At 66.7% G+C, this 23,470-nt stretch carries 16 protein-coding genes; 12 read left to right on the top strand and 4 right to left on the bottom strand.

The features are described from left to right. Nucleotides 1-15: 15 nt before the first annotated feature. The 4 genes from AC07PE_RS04795 to AC07PE_RS04780 all read left to right on the top strand — a co-directional run bounded on the left by AC07PE_RS04795 (nt 16) and on the right by AC07PE_RS04780 (nt 4,248). The gene (locus tag AC07PE_RS04795; protein WP_498762085.1) at nt 16-1,689 is read left to right on the top strand and encodes an alpha-amylase family glycosyl hydrolase; all 1,674 of its coding nucleotides are present in this window, start codon (nt 16-18) and stop codon (nt 1,687-1,689) included. Nucleotides 1,690-1,786: 97 nt separating this feature from the next. Continuing rightward, nucleotides 1,787-2,473, top strand: a complete 687-nt coding sequence (locus AC07PE_RS04790; protein ID WP_498762083.1) for a hypothetical protein — start codon at nt 1,787-1,789, stop codon at nt 2,471-2,473. A gap of 102 nt (nt 2,474-2,575) precedes the next feature. Beyond that, the gene (locus AC07PE_RS04785) at nt 2,576-3,577 is read left to right on the top strand and encodes an alpha/beta fold hydrolase (RefSeq protein WP_498762081.1); all 1,002 of its coding nucleotides are present in this window, start codon (nt 2,576-2,578) and stop codon (nt 3,575-3,577) included. Between the two features lie 2 nt (nt 3,578-3,579). Beyond that, on the top strand, nt 3,580-4,248 hold the full coding sequence (locus AC07PE_RS04780) for a cupin domain-containing protein (protein ID WP_498762080.1): 669 nt from the start codon (nt 3,580-3,582) through the stop codon (nt 4,246-4,248). 1 nt (nt 4,249) lies between these two features. Here AC07PE_RS04780 and AC07PE_RS04775 read toward each other — a convergent pair whose 3' ends face one another. Further along, entirely contained in the window at nt 4,250-5,467 is a 1,218-nt protein-coding gene (locus AC07PE_RS04775; protein WP_498762078.1) for a YeeE/YedE family protein, read from the bottom strand. A 160-nt stretch (nt 5,468-5,627) separates the two neighbouring features. Here AC07PE_RS04775 and AC07PE_RS04770 point away from each other — a divergent pair, with 160 nt between their 5' ends. The 6 genes from AC07PE_RS04770 (at nt 5,628) to AC07PE_RS04745 (ending at nt 13,759) form a co-directional block, all read left to right on the top strand. Then, entirely contained in the window at nt 5,628-6,074 is a 447-nt protein-coding gene (locus AC07PE_RS04770; protein ID WP_498762077.1) for a MarR family winged helix-turn-helix transcriptional regulator, read from the top strand. After that, nucleotides 6,071-7,570, top strand: a complete 1,500-nt coding sequence (locus tag AC07PE_RS04765; RefSeq protein ID WP_498762075.1) for an MDR family MFS transporter — start codon at nt 6,071-6,073, stop codon at nt 7,568-7,570. Before AC07PE_RS04770 ends, AC07PE_RS04765 begins: the two co-directional genes overlap by 4 nt. 42 nt (nt 7,571-7,612) lie before the next feature. Continuing rightward, nucleotides 7,613-9,475, top strand: a complete 1,863-nt coding sequence (locus AC07PE_RS04760) for a glucokinase (RefSeq protein ID WP_498762074.1) — start codon at nt 7,613-7,615, stop codon at nt 9,473-9,475. An 8-nt stretch (nt 9,476-9,483) separates the two neighbouring features. Then, nucleotides 9,484-10,212, top strand: coding sequence for a hypothetical protein (locus AC07PE_RS04755; RefSeq protein WP_498762073.1), 729 nt, complete (start codon nt 9,484-9,486; stop codon nt 10,210-10,212). A gap of 292 nt (nt 10,213-10,504) precedes the next feature. After that, complete coding sequence (locus AC07PE_RS04750) at nt 10,505-12,304, top strand: FAD-dependent oxidoreductase (protein ID WP_498762071.1); 1,800 nt, start codon at nt 10,505-10,507, stop codon at nt 12,302-12,304. A 9-nt stretch (nt 12,305-12,313) separates the two neighbouring features. Continuing rightward, nucleotides 12,314-13,759: a nitrilase-related carbon-nitrogen hydrolase gene (locus tag AC07PE_RS04745; RefSeq protein ID WP_498762069.1), complete on the top strand. Its 1,446-nt coding sequence runs from the start codon at nt 12,314-12,316 to the stop codon at nt 13,757-13,759. 48 nt (nt 13,760-13,807) lie between these two features. Here the strand turns inward: AC07PE_RS04745 and AC07PE_RS04740 are convergent, their stop codons facing one another. Both AC07PE_RS04740 and AC07PE_RS04735 read right to left on the bottom strand, forming a co-directional pair. Further along, nucleotides 13,808-16,531 carry an alpha-1,6-glucosidase domain-containing protein gene (locus AC07PE_RS04740; protein ID WP_498762067.1) on the bottom strand — a complete coding sequence of 908 codons (2,724 nt, stop codon included), beginning with the start codon at nt 16,529-16,531 and terminating at the stop codon, nt 13,808-13,810. A gap of 21 nt (nt 16,532-16,552) precedes the next feature. Continuing rightward, the gene (locus AC07PE_RS04735; protein ID WP_498762973.1) at nt 16,553-18,106 is read right to left on the bottom strand and encodes a POT-type proton-dependent oligopeptide transporter; all 1,554 of its coding nucleotides are present in this window, start codon (nt 18,104-18,106) and stop codon (nt 16,553-16,555) included. 303 nt (nt 18,107-18,409) lie between these two features. On the opposite strand from AC07PE_RS04735, the gene AC07PE_RS04730 reads away from it, so the two are divergent. Together AC07PE_RS04730 and glk are read left to right on the top strand one after the other, a co-directional pair. Then, nucleotides 18,410-20,047, top strand: coding sequence for an alpha-amylase family glycosyl hydrolase (locus tag AC07PE_RS04730; protein ID WP_498762065.1), 1,638 nt, complete (start codon nt 18,410-18,412; stop codon nt 20,045-20,047). 3 nt (nt 20,048-20,050) lie between these two features. Beyond that, entirely contained in the window at nt 20,051-21,898 is a 1,848-nt protein-coding gene (glk, locus tag AC07PE_RS04725; RefSeq protein ID WP_498762063.1) for a glucokinase, read from the top strand. Nucleotides 21,899-22,183: 285 nt separating this feature from the next. On the opposite strand, the gene AC07PE_RS04720 is transcribed toward glk, so the two are convergent. Continuing rightward, entirely contained in the window at nt 22,184-23,446 is a 1,263-nt protein-coding gene (locus AC07PE_RS04720) for a glycerate kinase type-2 family protein (protein WP_498762061.1), read from the bottom strand. Nucleotides 23,447-23,470: the final 24 nt, after the last annotated feature.

Genomic DNA, 23,470 nt, shown 5'->3' with positions numbered 1-23,470 from the left:
CCTCGAGGACCCTGAATGAAATTTTCTGCCCTTGCCGTTTCCCTGATGCTGGCCTTCGGCTCCGCGTCCGCCGCCCCGGACCTGACGCCCGTTAAAGCCAAGCCCTTCACCTGGGAGAACGCGACCGTCTACTTCCTGCTGACGGACCGCTTCAACAACGGCAACCCGGCCAATGACCATGCCTATGGCCGCAAGGACGACGCGGCCGTCGCCCGCGGCTTCATGGGCGGCGACCTGGCCGGGGTCACGCAGAAGATCAAGGAAGGGTACTTCGACGACCTGGGCGTGGACGCAATCTGGATCACGCCGCCGGTGGAGCAGATCCACGCGCCGACCGACGAAGGCACGGGCAAGACCTACGGCTTCCACGGCTACTGGGCGCGCGACTTCACGGCCGTCGACGCCAATCTCGGCACCGAGAAGGACCTCCATGAGCTGGTGGACGCGGCCCATGCGCGCGGCATTCGCGTGCTGCTGGACGTGGTGATGAACCAGACCGGCCCGGTGACGGAGCAGGATCCGGTGTGGCCGGCCGAGTGGGTGCGTACCTCGCCGGCCTGCACCTACAAGGACATGGCAAGCACCATCAGCTGCACGCTGGTGAAGAACCTGCCGGACTTCCGCACCGACAGCAACGAGAAGGTGGAGGTACCGCCGGCGCTGGCGGCCAAGTGGAAGAAGGAAGGGCGCTACGAGCGCGAGACGGCGGAGCTGAACGAGTTCTTCAAGCGTACCGGCTACCCGCGCGCGCCGCGCTACTACCTGATGAAATGGCATAGCGACTGGGTGCGCAAGTACGGCTTCGACGGCTTCCGCGCGGACACCGTCAAGCACGTCGAGCCGGGCGCATGGAAGGACCTCAAGAAGGTCGCAAGCCAAGCCTACGAGGACTGGAAGAAGGCCAATCCCGCCAAGCGCGTGGCGGGCGACCTGCCGTTCTTCATGACCGCGGAAACCTACGGTTACTCGGTCAAGGCCGGCCGCGAGTTCACCTACGATGGCGGCAGCAAGGTCGATTATTACGACAACGGCTTCGACAGCATGATCAACTTCAGCATGGCGGGCGACGCGCGCCAGGGCTACGAGCAGCTGTTCTCCTCGTATTCGGCAGCGCTGCAAGGCCCGCTCAAGGGCCGCTCGGTGCTGAACTACCTGGACTCCCACGACGACGGCAATCCCTTCGACGCGCTGCGCCAGCATCCGATGGAAGCGGCGAATAAACTGCTGCTGGCGCCGGGCCAGGCCCAGATCTACTACGGCGACGAAACCGCGCGCGTGCTGAAGATCGAGGGCGCGGAAGGCGACGCCAACCTGCGCTCCTTCATGAACTGGGACCAGCTGAAGAACAACACCCGCGTCGGCCTGTTCGGCGTGGCCGAAGTGCGCGAGCACTGGGCGCGCCTGGGCCGCTTCCGCCATGCGCATCCGGCGGTGGGCGCGGGCGTGCACCAGATGCTGCAGGCCAGCCCCTACGTGTTCAAGCGCACCTATGAGAAGAACGGCGTGACGGACCGCGTGGTGGTCGCGCTCGACCTGCCGCAGGACCGCACGGTGGCGATTCCGGTGGCCGGCGTGTTCATGGATGGCCAGACCGTGCGCGATGCGTACACCGGCAAGACCGCCGTGGTTGCGAAAGGCAAGGTGCAGTTCGAGCTGCGGGCGCCGGTGGCGCTGATTTCGCTGGACTGATCCGCTTCGTTCCTGCTACCCGCAGTTGGGGGCACAAAAGCCGCACTTCGTTCCGCGCTTCTTGTGTCCCCTTCATGCTTTCCCTACCGTGGAAAGCATGACTACCCCACACCTGCTGAACATCCTCGTTCACATCCTGGCCGGCAGCGCCGCCATCGTCCTCGGCCTGGTGCTGCTGGCCAAGCCGAAGGACGCCATTCATCACCGCCGGCGCGGGCGCGTGTTCGTGCTGCTGACCTTTGTCGTCTGCCTGAGCGCCGCCATCGGCAATGCGGTCTTCCGCTTCCTGCCGCTGTTCGCCATGCTGACCGTGCTGGTGTCCTACCAGCTGCTGAGCGGCTGGCACGTCATCCATACACGGGCCGCAGGACCGGACAGGCTCGATGCCGGCTTGCTGCTGGGGGCTATGGCCATCGCCGTCGTGCTGGTGCGCCGCCTGTTCGCCGACGGCGCCATGCTGGGGGCTTCGGCCTCGGTGATGTATTCGACGCTGGCGGCGATCGCGATCCTGCTGGCCTACGACGCCGCACGCTGGCTGTTCCCGCGGCGCTGGCATGCGGCACTTTGGCGCTACGAGCATATCTATAAAATCCTCGGCTGCCTGTTCGGGATGCTGTCGGCGGCGGTCGGCAATACGGTCAGGGCAGGGCAGCCCTGGTCGCAGCTGGCGCCGTCCACGCTGGGCATGATCGTGATCCTGTGGTGCTGGGTGCGTACCTATCGCGCGCAACGGGGCCGTATCGACGCAATCTCCGTTCCGGCTTTTCGGCATTCTGGGCCATGAAAATAGCATTCTGTCCACATCGGCGTTGAGACGGTTCCTGGCTTTCTCCTATTTCGCAGATCGTCTAGACTCGCAGGCATCACCATCCGATGAGGAAGCATGATGCCTGCCTATCTCCGCTATGCCGCACTGCTGTCGGGTCTCGCCCTGGGCGTGGCCCGTGCCGCCGAGCCGTCCTACGGCCCCGAACTCGAAGGCTTCGGCTATCCGCACCCGGTGCAGCAATACCGCTTCACCTCGCAAGGCGTCCAGCTCCACATGGCCTATATGGACGTCAAGCCGGCCAAGCCGAACGGCCGCACCGTGGTTCTCCTGCACGGCAAGAACTTCTGCGCCGCTACCTGGCAGGACAGCATCGCCGCGCTGAGCAAGGCCGGCTACCGCGTGGTGGCGCCCGACCAGATCGGCTTCTGCAAATCGAGCAAGCCGGAGCACTATCAATACAGCTTCCAGCAACTGGCCGCCAACACGCATGCGCTGCTCGAATCGATCGGCGTGAAGAACGCGACCGTGATGGGCCACTCGACCGGCGGCATGCTGGCGGTGCGCTACGGCCTGCTGTACCCGGAGCAGACCGAGCAACTGGTGCTGGCGAACCCGATCGGGCTGGAAGACTGGAAGGCGCTGGGCGTGCCCTCGCAGGGCGTCGACAAATGGTACGAGCGCGAGCTGGGCCAGAGCGCCGACAAGATCCGCGCCTACGAAAAATCGACGTATTACGTGAACCAGTGGAAGCCCGAGTACGAGCCCTGGGTGCAGATGCTGGCCGGGATGTACCGCGGGCCGGGCAAACAGATCGTGGCCTGGAACTCGGCCCTGCTGTACGACATGATCTACACGCAGCCGGTGGTCTACGAGTTCCCGCTGCTGAAGATGCCGGTGCTGCTGCTGATCGGCACCAGGGACAACACGGCCATCGGCAAGGATGCCGCGCCGGCCGAGCTGCGGCCGAAGCTTGGCAATTATGCGGAGCTGGGCAAGCGCGCCGCCAAGGCGATCCCGCATGCGACGCTGGTGGAGTTCGATAACATGGGCCACGCGCCGCAGATGCAGGATCCGGCCGCCTTCCATGCGGCGCTGCTCAAGGGACTCGCGGGGAAATGAGCATGTTGATCAACGCAGACTTTTCGCAGACCGTCATCGTCGAGCCGAGCCAGTACCAGTGGGCCGCTTCGCCGCAGGCCGGCGTCGAGCGGATGATGCTGGACCGGATCGGCACCGAGAAAGCGCGCGCCACCAGCATCGTGCGCTACGCCCCCGACTCCCGTTTTCCGCCGCACGAACACCCGGGCGGCGAGGAAATCCTGGTCCTGGACGGCACCTTTTCCGACGAGACCGGGGACTTCCCGGCCGGCTGGTATCTGCGCAATCCGGACGGCACCTCGCACCAGCCTTCGAGCGCCGAGGGCGCCCTCATCTTCGTCAAGCTGCGGCAGATGGCGGCGGATGACGATCGTGTCGTGCGCATCGATACGCGCCAGGCGTCTGCCTGGCAGCGTCACGAGGACCGGGTGGTTTGCCCGCTGTTTTCAAGTCCTGCCGAGCAGGTGTGCCTGCAGCGCGTGCAAGCAGGAGCCAGCATCCTGATGGACGCTGCCGGCGGTGCGGAACTGCTGGTGCTCGAAGGCCGGATCGTCGATGGCGACCGGCGCTACAAGCCCGGCACCTGGATACGCCTGCCGGCCGGTAGCCGGCCCGGTTTCACGGCAGGTGAGAAGGGCGTGCGCTTTTATCTGAAGACCGGACACCTGGCGCATCCGGTCGTGGCGGATTAGTTCAGCAGCCGGTCTGCTTGATACGCTCGACTTCCAGGCCGAACAGCGGACGCAGACGCGTGCCGAATACGTTGCCGGCAAACGCGGCCACCAGCCACAGCCAGCCGTGCAGGCTGCCCGACACGATGCCGCTGAAGTAGGCGCCGATGTTGCAGCCATAGGCCAGGCGGGCGCCGTAGCCGAGCATCAGGCCGCCGACCACGGCCGCGATGAAGGAGCGCAGCGGCAGCTTCCACACCGGCGCGTAGCGGCCCGCCAGCGCCGCCGCCAGCATCGCGCCCAGCACGATGCCGATGTCCATCACCGAGGTCACGTCCTTCCACACCGGTGCGGCCAGCGCGGCGGCATTCGCCTTGGTCGACCAGTAGGTCCAGCTGGCGGTGTCGATGCCGATGGCCGATGCCGCTTTCGCGCCCCACAGCGCGAAGGCCGAGGTCACGCCCCACGGGCGGCCCGACAGTGCCAGCGTGGCGAAGTTGAGCACGACCAGCGCAATGGCGCCAGCCACCAGCGGCCACGGGCCGTGCAGCCAGGTCGACGCGCGCTCCGCCGGCAGCTTCGGGGCGACCAGCTTGCCGTGGCGGCGCTTCTCGACGACTACCGTGATGGCGGCAATCGCCGCGAACACCAGCCAGTTGAGCAGCAGCGCCGGCGCCAGGCCCAGCGTCTTCACAAGCGAGATCGGCTGCAACTGCGGCAGCGAGGTCCAGAAGGGCATGTGCGCGGTGGCGATCACGGAGCCGGCGATGAAGGCGACGAGCGTGACGATCATGCGCGTGCTGCCGCCGCCGACCGTGTACAGCGTGCCGGAGGCGCAGCCGCCGCCCAGCTGCATGCCGATGCCGAACAGGAAGGCGCCGATGACCACCGAGGTGCCGGCGGGCGAGACCAGGCCGGTGACCGGATTGCCGAACAGGGTGCCGGCGGACAGCGCCGGGAAGAACAGGGCCACGCCGACGGCGAGCATGATCATCTGTGCACGCAGGCCGGCACCGCGGCCGTCCGCGATGAACACGCGCCACGAGGACGTGAAGCCGAACGCGGCGTGGTAGAGCGCGAGGCCGAGCAGGGCGCCGACCACGAACAGCGCGGCCTGTTTGACGCTGACGGCCTGCGCCAGCAAGATGGCGCCGATCAGGATGAGCAGCAGGGAGACGCCGAGCGGCTTCGGATTGCTGTCGACACGGCGCGGGAGCGGCAAAGTTGCAGAATCGGACATGATAAGTGTTTGAATTTGAAACGGAATCCGCTATTTTCGCGCTTTTTCGGTTTTCCTGCTGAGGACGGCTGCCCAGCCTGGTGCATACGGCGCGCACGATAGCGCTTGAATCCCGGCGGCTTGTGGCGTAATATGGTTAGGTAGCCTACCTAACCTAATCATGAAGACACCACAAGCCGACCGTAGCACCAAGCTGGCCGAAGACCTGCGCGACGCGCTCAAGCTCCTGATGCGCGAAATCCGCCGCGATGTCGACCGCCATACCTCCGGCCTGTCGCTGACGCAAGCCATGCTGCTGGGCGCCGTCAGCCACCAGCCGGGCATCGGCGTGGCCGAACTGGCGCGCATGAAGGACGTGCGCACGCCGACCATGAGCGCCCAGGTCAAGGCCCTGGAAGAAGCGGGCCTGCTCGAACGCGGCGCCCCCGATCCCGAGGACAGGCGCCGTACCGGCCTGCAGCTCACCGCCGCCGGCCAGGCCATCACCGACGAGATGCATGCGCAGCGCCTGGACTGGCTGGTCCAGCGCGTCAACCGCCTTGACGCTGCCCAGCTGGATGCGCTTGCCGCCGCCATCGAACCCCTCAAGCTGATCGCCCGCCCATGACCCAGACTCCGCACACTACCGCTCCCGCCCCCGCGCCGGTCACCGAAAAGGAGATCCGCGCCGTCTACTTCGCCCTGATGGCCGTGCTCGGCCTGGGCGCGCTCGACCAGAGCATCGTCGCCACGGCCTTGCCGCGCATCGTCTCCGACCTGGGCGGCATGGCGCACCTGTCCTGGGTCGTGACCGCCTACGTGCTGGCCTCGACCGCCACCATGCCCCTGTACGGCAAGATGGCCGACCAGTACGGCCGCCGGCCGATGATCTTCACCGCGCTCGCCACCTTCCTGCTTGGCTCGGTGCTGTGCGGCCTGGCCGGCAGCATGACGCAGCTGATCGTGTTCCGCGCCATCCAGGGCATGGGCGCCGGCGGCTTCATGCCGCTGGCCCAGATCATCATCTCCGACCTGGTGGCGCCGCAGGACCGCGCCAAGCGCCAGGGCTCGATCGCCATCGTGTTCGCCGTGACCAGCGTGCTCGGGCCGGTGCTGGGCGGCTTCATGACGGACCTGCTGTCCTGGCACTGGATCTTCTTCATCAACCTGCCGGTCGGCGCCTTCGCCTGCTGGGCCATCGCGCGCTCGCTGCGCAAACCCGTCATCACGCACGCTCACCGCATCGACTACCTGGGCTCGGTCCTGCTCACCACCAGCATCGTCTCGCTGCTGCTGATCCTGGCGCTGGGCGGCACCGAATGGCCGTGGGATGCGCTCGAGATCAAGGTCTGCGCGGTGCTCACCGTGGTGCTGGGCGCCTGGCTGGTAGTGCACCTGCGCCGCGCCGCCGAGCCGGTGCTGCCGCCCGATTTGTTCGGCAACCGCGTGTTCAACCTGGCCAGCCTGGTGATGGCGCTGAGCTTCGTCGGCCTGATGGGATCGAGCGTGTTCTTCCCACTGTACTTCCAGCTGGTGATGGGCGCCAGCCCGGCCCATTCCGGCATGCTGACGGTGCCGATGATGGTGGGGATGATCATTGCCTCGAGCCTGATCGGCCGCGCGGTGGCGCGCGCCAACAAGTACAAGGAAGTGCAGGTGGCGGGCCTGGCGGTGGCGGTGGCCGCCTTCGGCGCGCTGACCTGGGCCATGGCCAGCGGCCGCGGCTACCTGTTCATCGAGCCGCCGATCTTCTTCCTCGGCGCCGGCCTGGGCCTGGTGATGCCGAACATGACCATCGTCGTGCAGAGCGCGCTGCCGCCGGCGCGGCGCGGCGTCGGCACCGCCATGCTGACCTTCTTCCGCTCGCTGGGCGGCCTGCTCGGCGTGACCGGTTCCGGCGCGATCCTGGCGCACCAGCTGCACGCCCACGGCATTGCCGCCGCGGCCAGCGCCGGCACCGGCACGGTGCTCGCGCCGGCCATGCGCGAAGTCTACCGCCAGGCCATTGCCAGCATCTTCGGCGCCGGCACCGTCATCGTGCTGGCGGCGCTGCTGATCCTGCTGTTCATGCCGCACGTGCAGGTGGAAGGAGCGAGGGCGCCGCAGCCTCCGCAGGCCGAGTAAAAGCCGGTTTTGGTGTCAATCAATCAATGGTATCCTAGCGCAATGACCATCGAGCTCGACACCACCGAACACAAGCAAACCCGCGCCGCCTACGCCGACGGCCCGCGCCTGCTGGCCGACATCGGCGCCACCCATGCGCGCTTTGCGCTGGAGAGCGCGCCCGGCGTGCTGCGCAATGTCGCCGTGCTGCTGTGCGACGATTACCCAGGCATCGTCCCGCTGCTGAACGCCTACCTGGAACAGACCAACGGCGTGCGCATCAGCCACGCCGCCTTCGCGCTGGCGAATCCGATCAGCGGCGATTTCATCCGCATGACCAACCGCGACTGGCAGTTCTCGACCGACGAGGTGCGGCGCACCCTCGGCCTGACCACGCTGCTGATCGTGAACGACTTCACGGCGCTGGCCATGGCGCTGCCGGGCTTCAAGCCGGAAGACCTGCTGCAGATCGGCGGCGGCAAGCCGCAGCCGCATGCGGTGTCCGGCGTGCTGGGCCCGGGCACGGGCCTCGGCGTATCGGGCGTGATCCCGACCGTGGACGGTTTCGTCACCCTCGGCAGCGAGGGCGGCCACGTCAACTTCGCTCCGGCCGACGAGCGCGAGTTCGCGATCCTGCAGTACGCCTGGCGCGAATGGCAGCACGTGTCGAACGAGCGCCTGATCTCCGGCCCTGGCATGGAGATCATCTACCGCGCGCTGGCGCAGCGGAACAAGGTGCAGGCGCCAGCCCGCAATGCCGCCGACATCGTCAACTGCGCGCTCGAACAGAACGATCCGCTGTGCCTGGAAGTGCTGGAATGCTTCGCCGGCATGCTGGGCGGCGCCGCCGCGAATCTCGCGGTCACGCTGGGCGCCTTCGGCGGCATCTTCATCGGCGGCGGCATCGTGCCGCGCGTGGCGCAGTGGTTCGCGACCTCGCCGTTCCGCGCGCGCTTCGAAGCCAAGGGCCGCTTCTCCGACTACCTGGCGCAGATCCCGACCTATGTGATCATGACGCCGAATCCGGCGCTGTACGGCGTGGCGAGCATCCTGTCCGAGCACCTGCGCGGCCGCACCGGCGCGAATACGCTGATGGAGCGCGTGCAGCATCTGCAGCACGAGCTGTCGCCGGCCGAGCAGCGCGTCGCGACCCTGGTGCTGGAGCATCCGCGCAAGGTGCTGTCCGAGCCGATCGCCGAGATCGCGAAACTGGCGGACGTCAGCCAGCCGACCGTGATCCGCTTCTGCCGCTCGCTGGGCTTCTCCGGCTTGGCCGACTTCAAGCTGAAGTTCGCGGGCAGCCTGACCGGCACCATCCCCGTGCGCCACAGCCAGGTGCGCATGACCGACAGCACCCACGATCTGTCGGCCAAAGTCATCGACAACACGGTGTCGGCGATCCTGAAGTTCCGCGACCAGCTGGACGTGAACTCGATCGACCGCGCCATCGAGATCCTGCGCAAAGCCAAGCGCGTCGAGTTCTACGCGATGGGGAATTCGCGCGTGGTGGCGTTGGACGGCCAGCATAAATTCTTCCGCTTCCGCATCCCGACCTCGTCCTACGGCGACTCGCACCTGTTCTCGCTGGCGGCCGAGCTGCTGGGCCCAGGCGACGTCGTGATCGTGATCTCGACCACGGGCCAGATGCCCGAGCTGCTGTCCGCGGTCGATACCGCGCGCGCAGCCGGCGCCGACGTCATCGCCATCACCAGCAGCAAGTCCGCGCTGGCGAGGAAGGCCAGCATCTGCCTGGCGGTCGACCACAGCGAAGACAGCACGACCTTCCTGTCGATGATCTCGCGCATCCTGCAGCTGCTCCTCATCGACATCATGGCGGTCGGGATCTCGCTGGGCCAGGAGAATGGCGAGAACGGTGAGGGCGACAGCGAGCGCCGACGCTTGCTGATTTCCCACCTCGATATATGACGATAAGAATGAAACGCCTTTTGCTTCCGCTGATGCTGCTGGCATGCGGCGCCATGCCCGCGCACGCCGACGACACCGATGCCAATGCCGACAAGGCGCCCGCCGTCGTCACCGTCTCCTCGGTGCGCGATCCGGAGCTCAAGTCCTACCGCACGATGTTGAAGAGCTACGGCGTGGTCGACGAGTTCAAGGCCCTGGCGCCGGGCGCGGACTTCCGCTTCGTGCTGTTGCCGCCGCCCGGCACGGCCTCTAAAGACCTGAGCCTGCGCATTGCGAACGCCGATGACTCGGTGACGGTGCCGGTCGGCCAGGACAACAGCTTCACGCTGCCGCGCCTGCCGGCCTTCGAGAACACCGACGCCGAGCTGCTGCTGAACGTGAAGAAGGGCCAGGCGCGCTGGCGCCCGCAGGTGATCACGCCCGGCCTGCCGCCGGATACCCGCCGCCTTGGTGACCTGCGGCTGGAGTGCGAGATCCGCTGGGTGGTCGAGCGCGACGAGCTGTCCTTCGCGAAGCGCACCCTGTTCCGCACGCTGGGCGGGCCCTGCCACTCGAAGAACGTGCTGACCCACTTCATCACGCGCCGCCCGCTGGCCTCGGCCACCTTGGTGGACGGAGAGCGCCGCCACCCGCTGCTGCTCGATAACGGCGGCTACACCTTCATCCCGCCGCTGCACGACACCGCCATCGGCAATGATGCGCTGGTACAACTGGTCTACAAGGACGCGGCACAGTAGGCGAGCTGGATCAATAAACGTTTCCGTACGGCACCACACAATGGAGGACCCAGGTCCCCCATTGGAGAGCATCATGATGCACCCGGATGACGTCAAAAGCCTGGCGATCATGGCCACGCTGATCATGCTGTGCGCCTTGTCTTCGACCCTGGCCCGGCCGGTCATCGGTTAAGTTCGCGCCTTCCAGGCCCCGGTTCGCCCCCGTACTATCCCGTTTCGCCACAAAGCCTTTGCCCGCGCATCGGGCTTGATTCATCCTTGTTATGAACCAACCAATAACAAGGGGTGAAGGATGAAACGACGCGAGGTATTGAAGGCTTCCCTGGGCGCGGCGCTGGCGGCGGGCGGGCTGCCCGGGCTGTCCGGACCTGCCGCTGCGAAGGCGCTGCGTGCGCGCGTGCGTCCCGGCGCCGCCGGCTGGCCCAGCGCCGCCGAGTGGGATGGCCTGCGCCGTGCGACATCCGGGCGGCTGCTGAAGCTGGCGTCGCCGTTCGCCGGCTGCGCCAGCGACGCCGCAAGCTGCGCCGCGATGCGCGAGGAGCTGAAGAACCCCTACGCCGTCGGCGACAATCCCGCGCTGACCCAGACCAGCGGCTGGCAGGATGCCTGGCTGTCACAGCCCAGCGCCTACGCGGTGGCGGCGCGCGAGACGGCCGACATCGTCGCCGCCGTCGATTTCGCCCGCACCCACAATCTGCGCCTGGTGGTCAAGGGCGGCGGCCATAGCTACAAGGGCGGCTCGAACGCGCCGGATTCGCTGCTGGTGTGGCCGCGCGCCATGAACGAAGTCACCGTGCTCGATGCCTTCGTACCGCAAGGCGGCACGCAGGCGGATGCCATGCCTGCCGTGCGCATCGGCGCCGGCGCCATGTGGATCGACGCCTACACTGCCGTGACGACGAAAGCCGGCCGCTACGTACAGGGCGGCGGCTGCACCACCGTCGGCGTGCCGGGGCTGGTGCAGGGCGGCGGCTTCGGCAGCTTCTCGAAACGCTGGGGCACCGCGGCGGCCAGCCTGCTGGAAGCGGAAATCGTCACCGCCGATGGACGGGTAGCCATCGCCAACGCGTACACGAACCCTGACCTGTTCTGGGCCATCAAGGGCGGTGGCGGCGGGACCTTCGGCGTGGTCACGCGCATGACCCTGCGCACCCACGAGCTGCCGGAGTACTTCGGCGGCGTGTTCGGCGATATCGAGGCCAACAGCGACGCCGCGTTCAGGGCCCTGGTCGCGCGCTTCATCGCCTTCTACCGCGAGCGCCTGTTCAACCAGCACTGGGGCGAACAGGTGTCCCTGCGCGAGGGCAGGCAGCTGCACCTGTCCATGGTGTTCCAGGGACTCGACCGCGCCCAGGCGCAGGCGACGTGGGCGCCCTTCCTCGACTGGGTGCGCGCCAGCGGCGACTACAGTTTCAAGGAGCCGACCATCATGGCGGTGCCGGCGAAGCGTTTCTGGGACGCCGATTTCTGGAGCAAGACTGCGCCCGGCATCATGGCGAAGGACGAGCGCGAGGGTGCACCAAGCCACCACGCCGTGTGGCAGGGCGACCGCGGCCAGGTCGGCTGGACCATCCACGGCTACGAATCCACCTGGCTGCCGGCCGCGCTGCTGGAAGAGGGCGCGCAGGCGCGGCTGGTGGACAGCCTGTGCGCCGCCTCCAAAAAATGGTGGGTCGAGCTGCACTTCAACAAGGGCATCGCCGGCGCGCCGCAGGAGGCCCTGGACAGGACCCGGAATACCGCCACCAACCCCAAGGTGGTCGATGCCTTTGCGCTGGCGATCATCGCCGGCGGCGGTGACCCGGCCTGGCCGGGCATGCCGGGTGCGCAGCCCGACGAAGCCGCGGCCCGCCGCCGCGCCGCCAGCATCCACGGCGCGATGGATGAGCTGCGCAAGGTGGCACCGAACGCCGGCGCCTACGTGTCGGAAAGCGACTTCTTCCAGCAGCGCTGGCAGGACACCTATTGGGGACCCAACTACGCGAAGCTCCTGAAGATCAAGCAGCGCTACGATCCGGACGGCTTGTTCACGGTCCGTCATGGCGTCGGCAGCGAGGCCTGGAGCGCCGACGGTTTTACACGCAAGGGCTGAATCATGCGCATGACGAGAGACGATGCAATCAACCTGGGCCTGGCCATCCTCGGCGGGCTGCTGATGCGCTGGAGTTTCGGCCTGCATCCGCTGTGGTGGCTGGCCTGGGTGGCGCCGGCGCCGCTACTGGCGGCGGTCCTGCGCAGCGGCGCCCGCATGGCCTTCATGTGTTCGCTGCTGGCCGGGCTGATCGCCGCCAGCGCCAGCCTGCACTACTTTTCCACCGTGATGCCACTGCCGGCCGCCCTCTTGTCGGTGCTGCTGCTGGCCCTGTTGTGGGCCTTCGTGGTGGGCCAGGCGCGCCGCGTGATGACGGCGTGGGGATCGCCATGGGCAGTGCTGGCCTATCCGCTGCTGTGGTGCGCCCTCGATACGCTGCTGGCCCACCTGCACCCGGACGGCAACTGGCCGAGCCTCGCCTATTCGCAGGCCGGCTTTGCGCCTGCGCTGCAGATCGTGTCGCTGATGGGCGTGGCAGGGCTGGTGTTCGTGCTGTCTCTGGTGCCGGCGGCGTTGGCCTTGGCAGCGGTGCGAGGCTGGCGTATGGCGCGCTGGCCTTTGGGCCTGGCGGCGGCTCTGACGCTCGCCTGTTTCGGCTTCGGTTTCGCGCGTATCCCGGCCCAGACGGCGCCGCAGGGGGACCTGGTCGGCATGGCGGTTATCGACGACTTCATCGGCCCGCGCGTGCCGGCAACCCAGGTGGAACGCATCTGGTCGCAGTACGAGCGCCACGTGGAAACGCTGGCGGGGCAGGGCGCGCGCATGGTGCTGCTGCCGGAGAAGATCGCGGTGCTGGCGCCGGATGCCGCCGCGGCGCTGCGCCAACGGATGGCGAAGCTGGCTGTGCGCACCCACGTTTGGCTGACGCTGGGCGTCGGCATCGTCGACGGCGGCACGACCAACCACCAGTGGCTGTTCGCGCCGGACGGCAGGCTGGCCGCAGACTACGTCAAGCACCACCTTGCGCCGCCCGAGCGCGATTACCTGGCGGGATCCGCCTTCAACGTGCAAGTCATCGACGGCACGCGCTACGGCCTGGCGATCTGCAAGGACGCGCACTTTGCCGAGATGGGCCGCGCCTATGCGGGGCTGGGTGCGCAGGCGCTGCTGGTGCCGGCCTGGGACTTCGGCGAGGATGGTGAATATGCGGCGCGCCTGTCCGCCGTGCGCAACGTGGAAAGCGGCGTGGCCATGGTGCGGGCATCGCGCGAAGGTCTGCTGACGATCAGCGATGCGTATGGGCGCGTGGTATTGGAAAAGGCGTCGGCGCCCATGCCCGGCGCGACGATGCTGGGACGTGTGCCGGTTGCGGAGCCGATCGTGACCTTGTACAGCCGGATGGGCGACGTCTTTGGCTGGCTGTGCACGGCGGCTGCTGCTGCAATGGCCCTGATATTCCGGCTCCGTAGGTGGGGCAATTCAGGCCAGAAGCCTGAATTGCGCGCCCACGCATGACAGTTGCATGAACTTGCTACCGCGTGGGCACGGTGTGCCCACCCTACGTCACTCTTCCACGAACACCACCGCCGTGCGGGGCGGAATACTGTACGACCCGGTCGCCGGATCGAACGTCGCCTGCGTCGCACGCTTGTCGGCCACGCCCGGCGACAGGAACACCGGATGCAGGCGCATCGCCTTGCCGGCGGCCTGTTCGTCGGTGACGGTGTGGCCGACCTTGTCGACGTTGATGAAGTAGCTGATGCCCTTGAACCCCGCGCCCGGATAGCCTTCGCCATTCAGGTGGGCGGCGACCACGGTCGGGCTCTGGGTCGAGCCGGTGTTGAAGAAGCGCAGGCGGCGGCGGACCTCGGCGGCGCTCGGCATCCGGAACAGGGTCGAGCTGGCGCGGATGGCGAGCAGGTCGCGGAAGGCATCGCGCGCGAAGGCGATGTCGGCAGGCGCGGGCTTGAATGCGGCGTTCGCCAGCAGGGGCTTGATCAGCGCGTAGTCCTTGCCGTTGTCCTCCGCCGGCGGCAGGCCGGTGCCGAAGTAGTTATCCTTGTAGGTCCAGTCGAGGCGGTTGAACCAGTCGCCCGAATTGAAGCTGTTGCGGTCCAAAGACTTCGAGCGCAGCACGTCGATGCCGGCGTGGTAGTAGGCGATGCCTTGGGCGAAGGCGTCGACGGCCATGCCCAGCACCTGTACGCGGGCGCGGTCCTGGCTCGAGGTCGATGCCGGCAGCTTGAACACGTTGATGTCGTACAGGGTCTGGTTGTCGTGGTTCTCGACGTAGTTCACCACCTCCGACGGCTCGCTCGCATAGCCGGCCGGCTGGCCGCCGTAGTCGATGCGCTCCAGGGGCACCACCTTGTCGTCGAAGGTCTGCAGCTGGTAGCTGCGCAGCGAGCCGGCCAGGCCGGCGCGCACCATGTCGGCGGCGCGCAGCAGCTCGGCTTCGTCGTGCCTGGCGGCGTGGCCGTTCGGGTCATACACCAGGCCGTTGATCCAGCCCTGGCGCGCGAACAGCGCCTCGCCGGAATCGCCGGCCGAACCGCCGCGCACGGCGTCGCGGGTGCGGTCGTTGAAGGTGCCGATGCCGCTGCCGTTCAGGGACAGCTGGGATGCCTGCACGAAGCGCGCGCCGTTGGCGACTTCGCCGAAGTTCCAGCCTTCGCCCAGCAGCTGCACTTGCCGGCCGGCGGCCGCATTCACTTTCCGCTGCAGCTGTTCCATCGTGGCGCGCGGCTGGTGGCCCATCAGGTCGAAGCGGAAGGAATCGATCTTGTACTGGGTCGCCCACAGGGCCACCGAGTCGATCATCAGCTTGCCCATCATGAGGTTCTCGGTGGCCGTGTTATCGCAGCAGGTCGAACGCTCGATGCCGCCCGTCGCATTCAGGCGGTGGTAGTAACCCGGCACCACGCGGTCCAGCACCGATTTTTCGTTCTGGCCGGCGATGAAGGTGTGGTTGAACACCACGTCCATGCCCACGCGCAGGCCGATCTTGTGCAGGCTGTCGACCATCTCGCGGAATTCGATCACGCGGCGCGCACCGTCGGCGGGATTGGTCGCGTAGCTGCCTTCCGGCGCGTTGTAGTGGTAGGGGTCGTAGCCCCAGTTGAAGCAGTCGGTTTCCGCCGTCTTCTTCACGAGGGCCTGCTGGGCATCGCTGTCCGGTGCGCCGGATGGCTTGGGCATCGCACAGCCCACTTCCGGCACGCTGCCGAGGTCGTACACGGGCAGCAGGTGGACGTCGGTCAGGCCACTCTTGGCCAGCGCCGCCAGGTGGCGCATGCCGTTCGACTCGGCGCGCATGAAGGCCGCGTACTTGCCGCGCAGGTGTTCGGGCACGCTGCTGTCGTTGATCGAGAAGTCACGCACGTGCAGCTCGTAGACCACCATGTCGGTCGGGGTCCTGACCGTCTGCGGAGCCGGCGCCGCATCCCAGCCCGCGGGCTTCAGCTTCGGCGCATCCAGGCGCGCGATGTAGCTGCGCTTCGAATCCGCGGTCAGGCTGACGGAGTAGGGATCGGTGACCAGGTTGCGCACGATGCCAGCGCCGTCGACCGGCACGTCGACCGCATATTTATAGTACTTGCCGCTCAGGTCGCCCGGCACCTGCGCGCTCCAGGCGCCGGTGGCCGGATCGAAGCGCATCTGGTAGACCGCGCGCGCCGTGGCGGTGCCGGTGTTGTAGATGCACACTGCGGCCTGCTGGGCGGTCGGCGCCCAGACCGTAAAGCCGGTGCGCTTGTCGGCGATGTCCACGCCCAGCTTGTCGAGATTGGCGGCCGCCGCATACAGGTCGTCCAGCGCGCCCGCCACCTGCACGCGCGTGGCCGCGCGCACGATGCCTTGCGCATCTTCCTGCACCAGCACCAGCTGTTGGCGGTGCAGCTCGCTCATCTTTGCGGCGTCGGCATCGTTCAGCTGCAGCACCGGACCTGCGGCTACCCACTTGAAGCGTTCCGCCAGCGCCTGCGGCACGCTGCCCGTGAAGGTGGCGAGGCTCAGCGCGCCCATGCTGCCGGTGACCTTGCCGCCCACCGGTGCGGCGATTGAGCCGGCTGGGGAGTGGTAAAGCTTGAACACGCCATCCGCGGCGGCGCCGGGGAAGGCGAGCAGGCGGCGGTCGAGCCAGACGGCGCGCGCGTCGAAGCTGGCGGCCGAAGGATTCAGCACAATCTGGAAGGACTTGCTGTCGCAGGCTTCAGGTGTGATGGCGGCGTGGGCGCCGGCGGATGCCAGCAGGGCCAGCAAGCCGGCAGTGGTCGTGGTTCTTGTCATCGAATAGCTAGTTTCAAAAAATCAGGCGGTCAGGTCGGACCGATAGTTATTTACCATGCGGTAGCGGGTGGCGTACCAGCCGAATACCAAGGCCGCGATAAAGGCGAAGGCCGCGAAGAAGTACATCTGGAAGGCCATCACGCCCAGGCCGGTGTTGGCGATATGGCCGAGCACCGCTTCGTTCTTGACGCTGGCGTTCACGATCAGCACCCACAGGCTGCCCACCGTCACGGCCAGGTACCAGAAGGCCATGATCACGCCCTTCATCGACGCAGGCGCCTGGCTGTAGGCGAATTCGAGGCCGCTGGCCGAGACCAGCACCTCGCCCATGGTCAGCAGGGCGTAGGGCAGGATCTGCCAGGCCATCGAGACCGGCGTGCCGCCATCCATCGCCACCTGGATGCTGCCGATCGCGACCCAGGACAGGGCGGACAGCGCGATCCCGGCGGTCATGCGGCGCAGGGCGGTGGGCTCCCAGCCGAGTTTGCGCAGCAGCGGGAAGATGGCGAAGTTATTGAAGGGGATGAGCAGCATCACCAGCAGCGGATTCAGGGCCTGCATCTGCGCCGGCTCGAAGCGGAACTCGCTGCCGAACAGGGACAGGGTGGGGCGCAGCATCGAATTGGCCTGCACGATCCAGGTCGAAGCCTTCTGGTCGAACAGGGACCAGAAGGGCGTCACCAGCGCGAACACGATCAGTACGCGCAGCACGCCGCGCACGCCGTCGACGGCATCTTCCGGATGCAGGCCGCGCGCACGCTCCAGCTGCATGGACACGCCGATGCCGCCGAAGGCCAGCAGCAGCACCAGCGCCGTGCAGGCGGCGATCACGAAGCCCCAGCTCGGCGTCATGGCCAGCGAGACCACCGCGCCCAGCGCGCCGACGCTGGCCACCGCAAGGCCCGGACGGCCTTCGCCCTCGCGCTTGGCCAGCAGGGCGCTTTTCGCCACGTTGAGGAAGGAGTGCGGATTGGCGGCGCTCGGCGGCACGTGCACGTACTTCTTGCGGCCGCTCCAGAACACCAGGGTGGCGATGAACATCAGGATGCCCGGGATGCCGAAGGCCACCGCGGCGCCGTAATCGCGCAGGAAGATCGGCATCAGCAGCGAGGCGAAGAAGGAGCCGAAGTTGATGATCCAGTAGAAGGCGTCGAACACCACCTTGGCCTTGTCCTTGTTGGTGTGGTCGAACTGGTCGCCGACGAAGGAAGCGACCAGGGGCTTGATGCCGCCCGAGCCGAGCGCGATCAGGAACAGGCCGAGGTAGAAGCCCTGCACATTGCTCTCAAAAGCAGCCAGGCAGGCATGGCCCGCGCAGTAGACGAGGCTGAGCCAGAACACGGTGTTGTACTTGCCGAAGAAGCGGTCGGCCAGCCAGCCGCCCAGCAGCGGGAAGAAGTAGACGCCGATGACGAAGGTGTGGAATACGTGCTTCGCCTCGCCGGCGCGCTCGGACTCGGGCAGGAACAGCAGCAGCGAGGAGATCAGGAAGGGCGTCAGGATGTTGCGCATGCCGTAAAAGCTGAAACGCTCGCAGCCTTCGTTGGCGATGATGAAGGGGATTTGGCGCGGCATGCGGCCGGTTCGGGCCGGCGCTGGGTTCTTGGTCATCGGGGTCTCTCTCGTGCTTGTTGTACAGCTGTGCCCGCGATGCTATGCAAGCCAGCCGAGCTTGGCAACAAGAACTTCTTTGGCAAGTTCGCCACCCTAACATCGAATCTGTAGTTTGACTACTACACCGCCAATTATTCTTCAGTCATGAAATTCATAAGGTAATGATTTGAAAGGATATTTACGATAAATTCCTGTTCCGGCCCTGATTGTCATCGCAGTATTGATGCTGTATATTGCGTAAAAATTTACTAATCGGACATCATCATGAAGAACCCTTCCGACGCTCAGAATCCGTGGTGGAAAGAAGCCATCATTTACCAGGTCTATCCGCGCAGCTATCTCGACACGAATGGCGACGGCGTCGGCGACCTGCCGGGCATCACCGCCAAGCTCGATTACATCGCCAGCCTGGGCGTGGACATCGTCTGGCTGTCCCCCTTCTTCAAGTCGCCGCAGAAGGACTTCGGCTACGACATCTCCGATTACTGCGACGTCGATCCGCTCTTCGGCAGCCTGGCCGACTTCGACGCCCTGATCGCCAAGGCGCATAGCGTCGGCCTGAAGATCATGATCGACCAGGTCATGTCGCACACTGCCGATGCACACCCATGGTTCATCGAGAGCCGTTCGAGCCGCGACAATCCGAAGAGCGACTGGTACGTGTGGTCCGAGCCGCTCGCGGACGGCAACCCGCCGAACAACTGGCTGTCGGTGTTCGGCGGCTCGGCGTGGCAGTGGGACACGCGCCGCAAGCAGTACTACATGCACAACTTCCTGGTCAGCCAGCCGCAGCTCAACTTCCACAATCCGGAAGTGCAGCAGGCCCACCTCGATGCGCTGCGTTTCTGGCTCGAGCGCGGCGTCGACGGCGTGCGCATGGACGCCTGCGTCTTCCACTTCCACGACCGGCAGCTGCGCAGCAATCCGCCGGCCCTGGTGCGCGACACCTCGACCGTCACGGACGTGAACCCCTACGGCATGCAGGCCCACATCTATGACAAGACCCAGCCGGAAAACATCGCCTTCCTGCAGAAGGTGCGCGCGCTGCTGAACGAATTCGGCGCGGTGTCGATCGGCGAAGTCTCGTCCGACGATGCGCTGGCCCAGATGGCCGAGTACACCGAGGGCGGCGACAAGCTGCACATGGCCTACAGCTTCAACCTGCTGACGCCGCAGTTCAGCGCATCCCACATCCGCAAGCAGGTCGAGGAATTCAACGCGCGTGTAAAAGATGGCTGGGCTTCCTGGTCGGTCGGCAACCACGATGCGATCCGCGTGGCGACGCGCTGGTCCAGCGGAGAATTCACGCCCGCGCTGTCCAAGCTGGTGCTGGCCATGCAGCTGTCGCTGAAGGGCACGCCCTGCCTGTACCAGGGCGACGAGCTGGCGCTGCCGGAAGCCGACGTTCCCTACGAACTGCTGCAGGACCCCTACGGCATCACCTTCTGGCCCGAGTTCAAGGGCCGCGACGGCTGCCGCACGCCGATGCCGTGGAATGCTTCAGATGCGAACGGCGGCTTCACCACCGGCAAGCCCTGGCTGCCGGTGCCGGCCGAGCACCTGGCGCTGGCGGAAGACGTGCAGGACCGCGACCCGCAATCGATGCTGAACTTCCAGCGCCAGATCATCCACTGGCGCCGCACCATGCCGCAGATCACGCGCGGCGAGATCGTCTTCTTCGACGTGCCGGAACAGGCACTGGCGCTGCGCCGCGACCTGCCGGGCCACCCGTCGGTGATGGCCGTGTTCAACGTGACCAATGCGCCGTTGAGCTTCGAGTGGCTGGAAGCGGCCGGCGCCACCAAGCTGGAAGGCCATGGCCTGCAAGGCGAAGTGCTTGGTACCAGCGTGACACTGCCGCCTTACGGTGGCTGGTTCGGCAGCATCGCCGAAAAAGGATAAGCGATGCAGGAGCAGGTGGCGACCGACAGCAAACACGCCCGCACCGCCTTTGCCGACGGCCCGCGCCTGCTGGCCGACATCGGCGCGACCCATGCGCGCTTCGCACTGCAGACCGCGCCCGGCGCCTACCGCTCGGTGCGGGTGCTGAGGTGCGACGAGTTCGACGGCATCGTCCCGCTGCTCCGTTTTTATCTGTCCGAACATGAGGACCTGCGCCTGAACCATGCAGCGCTGGCGCTGGCCAATCCGGTCGACGGCGACTACGTCCGCATGACCAACCGGCCCTGGGCCTTCTCCACCGACGAAGTGCGGCGCGAGCTGGGCCTGACGACGCTCCTGATCGTCAACGATTTCACGGCGCTCGCGATGGCGATTCCCGGCCTGAAGTCGGAAGACCTGATGCAGGTAGGGCCGGGCAAGCCGGTGCCGCATGCGGTGCTGGGCGTGCTGGGGCCGGGCACGGGCCTGGGCGTGTCGGGCGGGATCCCCACCGTGGACGGCTTCGTCACCCTCGGCAGCGAGGGCGGCCACGTCAACTTCGCGCCCAGCGACGAGCGCGAGTTCGCGATCCTGCAGACCGCCTGGCGCGAATGGACTCACGTGTCCAACGAACGCCTGATCTCCGGCCCGGGCATGGAAATCATCCATCGCGCGCTGGCCGAGCGCAACGGCGTCGATGCGCCGCCGCGCGACTCCGCCGCCATCATCGCCGCCGCGCTGGAAGACAAGGACCCGCTGTGCCTGGAAGTGCTGGAATGCTTCTGCGGCATGCTGGGCGGCGCCGCGGCCAACCTGGCGGTGACCCTGGGCGCCTTCGGCGGCATCTTCATCGGCGGCGGCATCGTGCCGCGCCTGGGCGAGTGGTTCCGCACTTCGCCTTTCCGCACCCGCTTCGAAGCCAAGGGCCGCTTCTCGGGCTACATCGCCGACATTCCGACCTATGTCATCAGCACGCCGCACGTGGCCTTCGACGGCGTCGCCAACATCCTGTCCGAGCACCTGCGCGGCCGCAGCGGCGACAACACGCTGATGGACCGCATTCGCCAGCTGCAGACCGAGCTGACCCCGGCCGAGCAGCGCGTTGCCACGCTGGTACTGGAGCAGCCGCGCCTGGTGCTGAACGAGCCGATCGCCGGCATTGCGAAACTGGCGGACGTCAGCCAGCCGACCGTGATCCGCTTCTGTCGCTCGCTGGGCTTCCTGGGCCTGGCCGACTTCAAACTGAAGTTCGCGAGCTCGCTGACCGGCTCGATCCCGGTGCGCCACAGCCAGGTGCGCCACAGCGACAGCACCCACGACCTGTCGGCGAAAGTCATCGACAACACCGTGTCGGCCATCCTGAAATTCCGCGACCAGCTGGACGTGCGCGCGATCGACCGTGCGATCGAGCTGGTGAGCCGCGCGCGCCGCATCGAGTTCTACGCGATGGGCAATGCGCGCGTGGTGGCGCTGGACGGCCAGCACAAGTTCTTCCGCTTCCGCATCCCGACCGCGCTGTATGGCGATTCGCACCTGTTCAGCCTTGCGGCCGACCTGCTGGGACCGGGCGACGTGGTGGTTGCGATCTCGAATTCGGGCCGCCTGCCCGAGCTGCTGGCGGCCGTCGACAAGGCGCGCGCCGCCGGCGCCGATGTCATCGCGATCAGCAGCAGCCAGTCGCCGCTGGCCAAGCGCGCCAGCGTGGTGCTGGCGGTCGATCACGCCGAGGACAATACGAGCTTCCTGTCGATGATCTCGCGGGTGCTGCAGCTTCTCCTCATCGACATCATGGCGGTGGGGGTGTCGGTGGACGTGCACCATGCGCGCTCATCATCGCCGCCGCAGGCACTCATTTCCCATCTTGATAGCTGAGATTCAGGGGAGAAGCCGGCCATTCGCGTGCGTGATGGCCGGCATCAGAACATATCATTGGACGATATATCGGCGGATATCTAACATGGTCACCATTCCAGATATTCTTCGAAAGGTGCATCATGTCCAACCAGTCCAGCGCAGCCGTTCAAATGCAATCCATGGATACCCCGGCTTTCCGCGAGCCAGGCGTGGGCTTCTGGCGTAGCCTGTTCAATGCCTGGGTGGCTTCCTACGGCAACCGCATCGACCCGGAAGGCAGCGTCATGATCGAAGGCTGAGCGGCTAGCTGACCAGCACCGCCCTGAAGTCATTCACATTGGTCAGCGTCGGCCCGGTCACCACCGAATCTCCCAGCGCCCCAAAGAAGCCGTGCCCATCGTTGTTCTGCAGCGAATCGGCCGGCTTGATCCCCAGCGCCCACGCGCGCTCCAGCGTGTCCGGCCCCAGCACCGCTCCGGCGATCTCTTCCTGCCCGTCGACGCCGTCGGTATCCCCGGCCAGCGCATGAATGCCGGCGCGGCCTTCCAGCGTCAGGCCCAGCGATAACAGGAACTCCACATTGCGCCCGCCGCGGCCCTGGCCGCGCACCGTTACGGTGGTCTCGCCGCCGGACAGCATCACGCAGGGTTTCGCGAATGGCTGGCCATACTCGGCCACCTGGCGCGCAATGCCCGCCATCGCCTTGCCGACGTCGCGCGCCTCGCCCTCGATCGCATTGCCGAGGATGTAGGGCGTGATGCCAGCGTCGCGCGCCACGGTAGCCGCTGCTTCCAGCGCCATCTGCGGCGTCGCGATCATCCGGGTTTCACAGCGTGACAACCTGAGATCGCCCGGTTTGACCGATTCTCCGCGCCCACTCTCCAGCACTTCGCGCACGGCCGCCGGCAGGGCGATACCGTAGCGTTTCACGATTGCCAGCGCGTCCGCGCAGGTGGTCGGGTCGCCGACCGTCGGGCCGGAAGCGATGTCGCAGGGCTGGTCGCCCGGCACGTCGGATATGAGAAGCGTGACCACGCGCGCCGGATGGCAGGCGGCAGCAAGACGGCCGCCCTTGATCGCCGAGAGATGGCGGCGCACGGTGTTCATTTCGCCGATGGTGGCGCCGGAAGCGAGCAGGGCGCGGTTCACGGCCTGCTTGTCTTCCAGCGTAATCCCACCCAGGGGCAGAGGCAGCAGCGAGGAGCCGCCGCCCGAGATCAGGCAGATCACGGTGTCGTCGGCAGACAGGCCGCTCACCAGATCCATGATGCGCTTTGCCGCGTCCAGGCCGGCCTGGTCCGGCACCGGGTGTGCCGCCTCGGCGATCTCGATGCGCTCGCAAGGCACAGCATAGCCGTAACGCGTGACGACCAGGCCGGACAGCGGCCCGGTCCAGTTCTTTTCCAGCGCCTGCGCCATCGCGGCCGAGGCCTTGCCGGCCCCGATCACGATGGTCCTGCCTTTGCCGGGCTCGGGAAGGTGCCTGGGTATGCAATGCTCGGGCTGGGCGGACTCGATGGCCGCCTCGAACATCTTCACCAACAGCTCGCGTGGACTGGCTTGCATAAAATCTCCGGAAAATTCAGGCCG

This window comes from Telluria sp. GW821-FHT07G12, from assembly GCF_059418525.1.
This window is presented reverse-complemented; position numbering and strand designations above follow the sequence as displayed.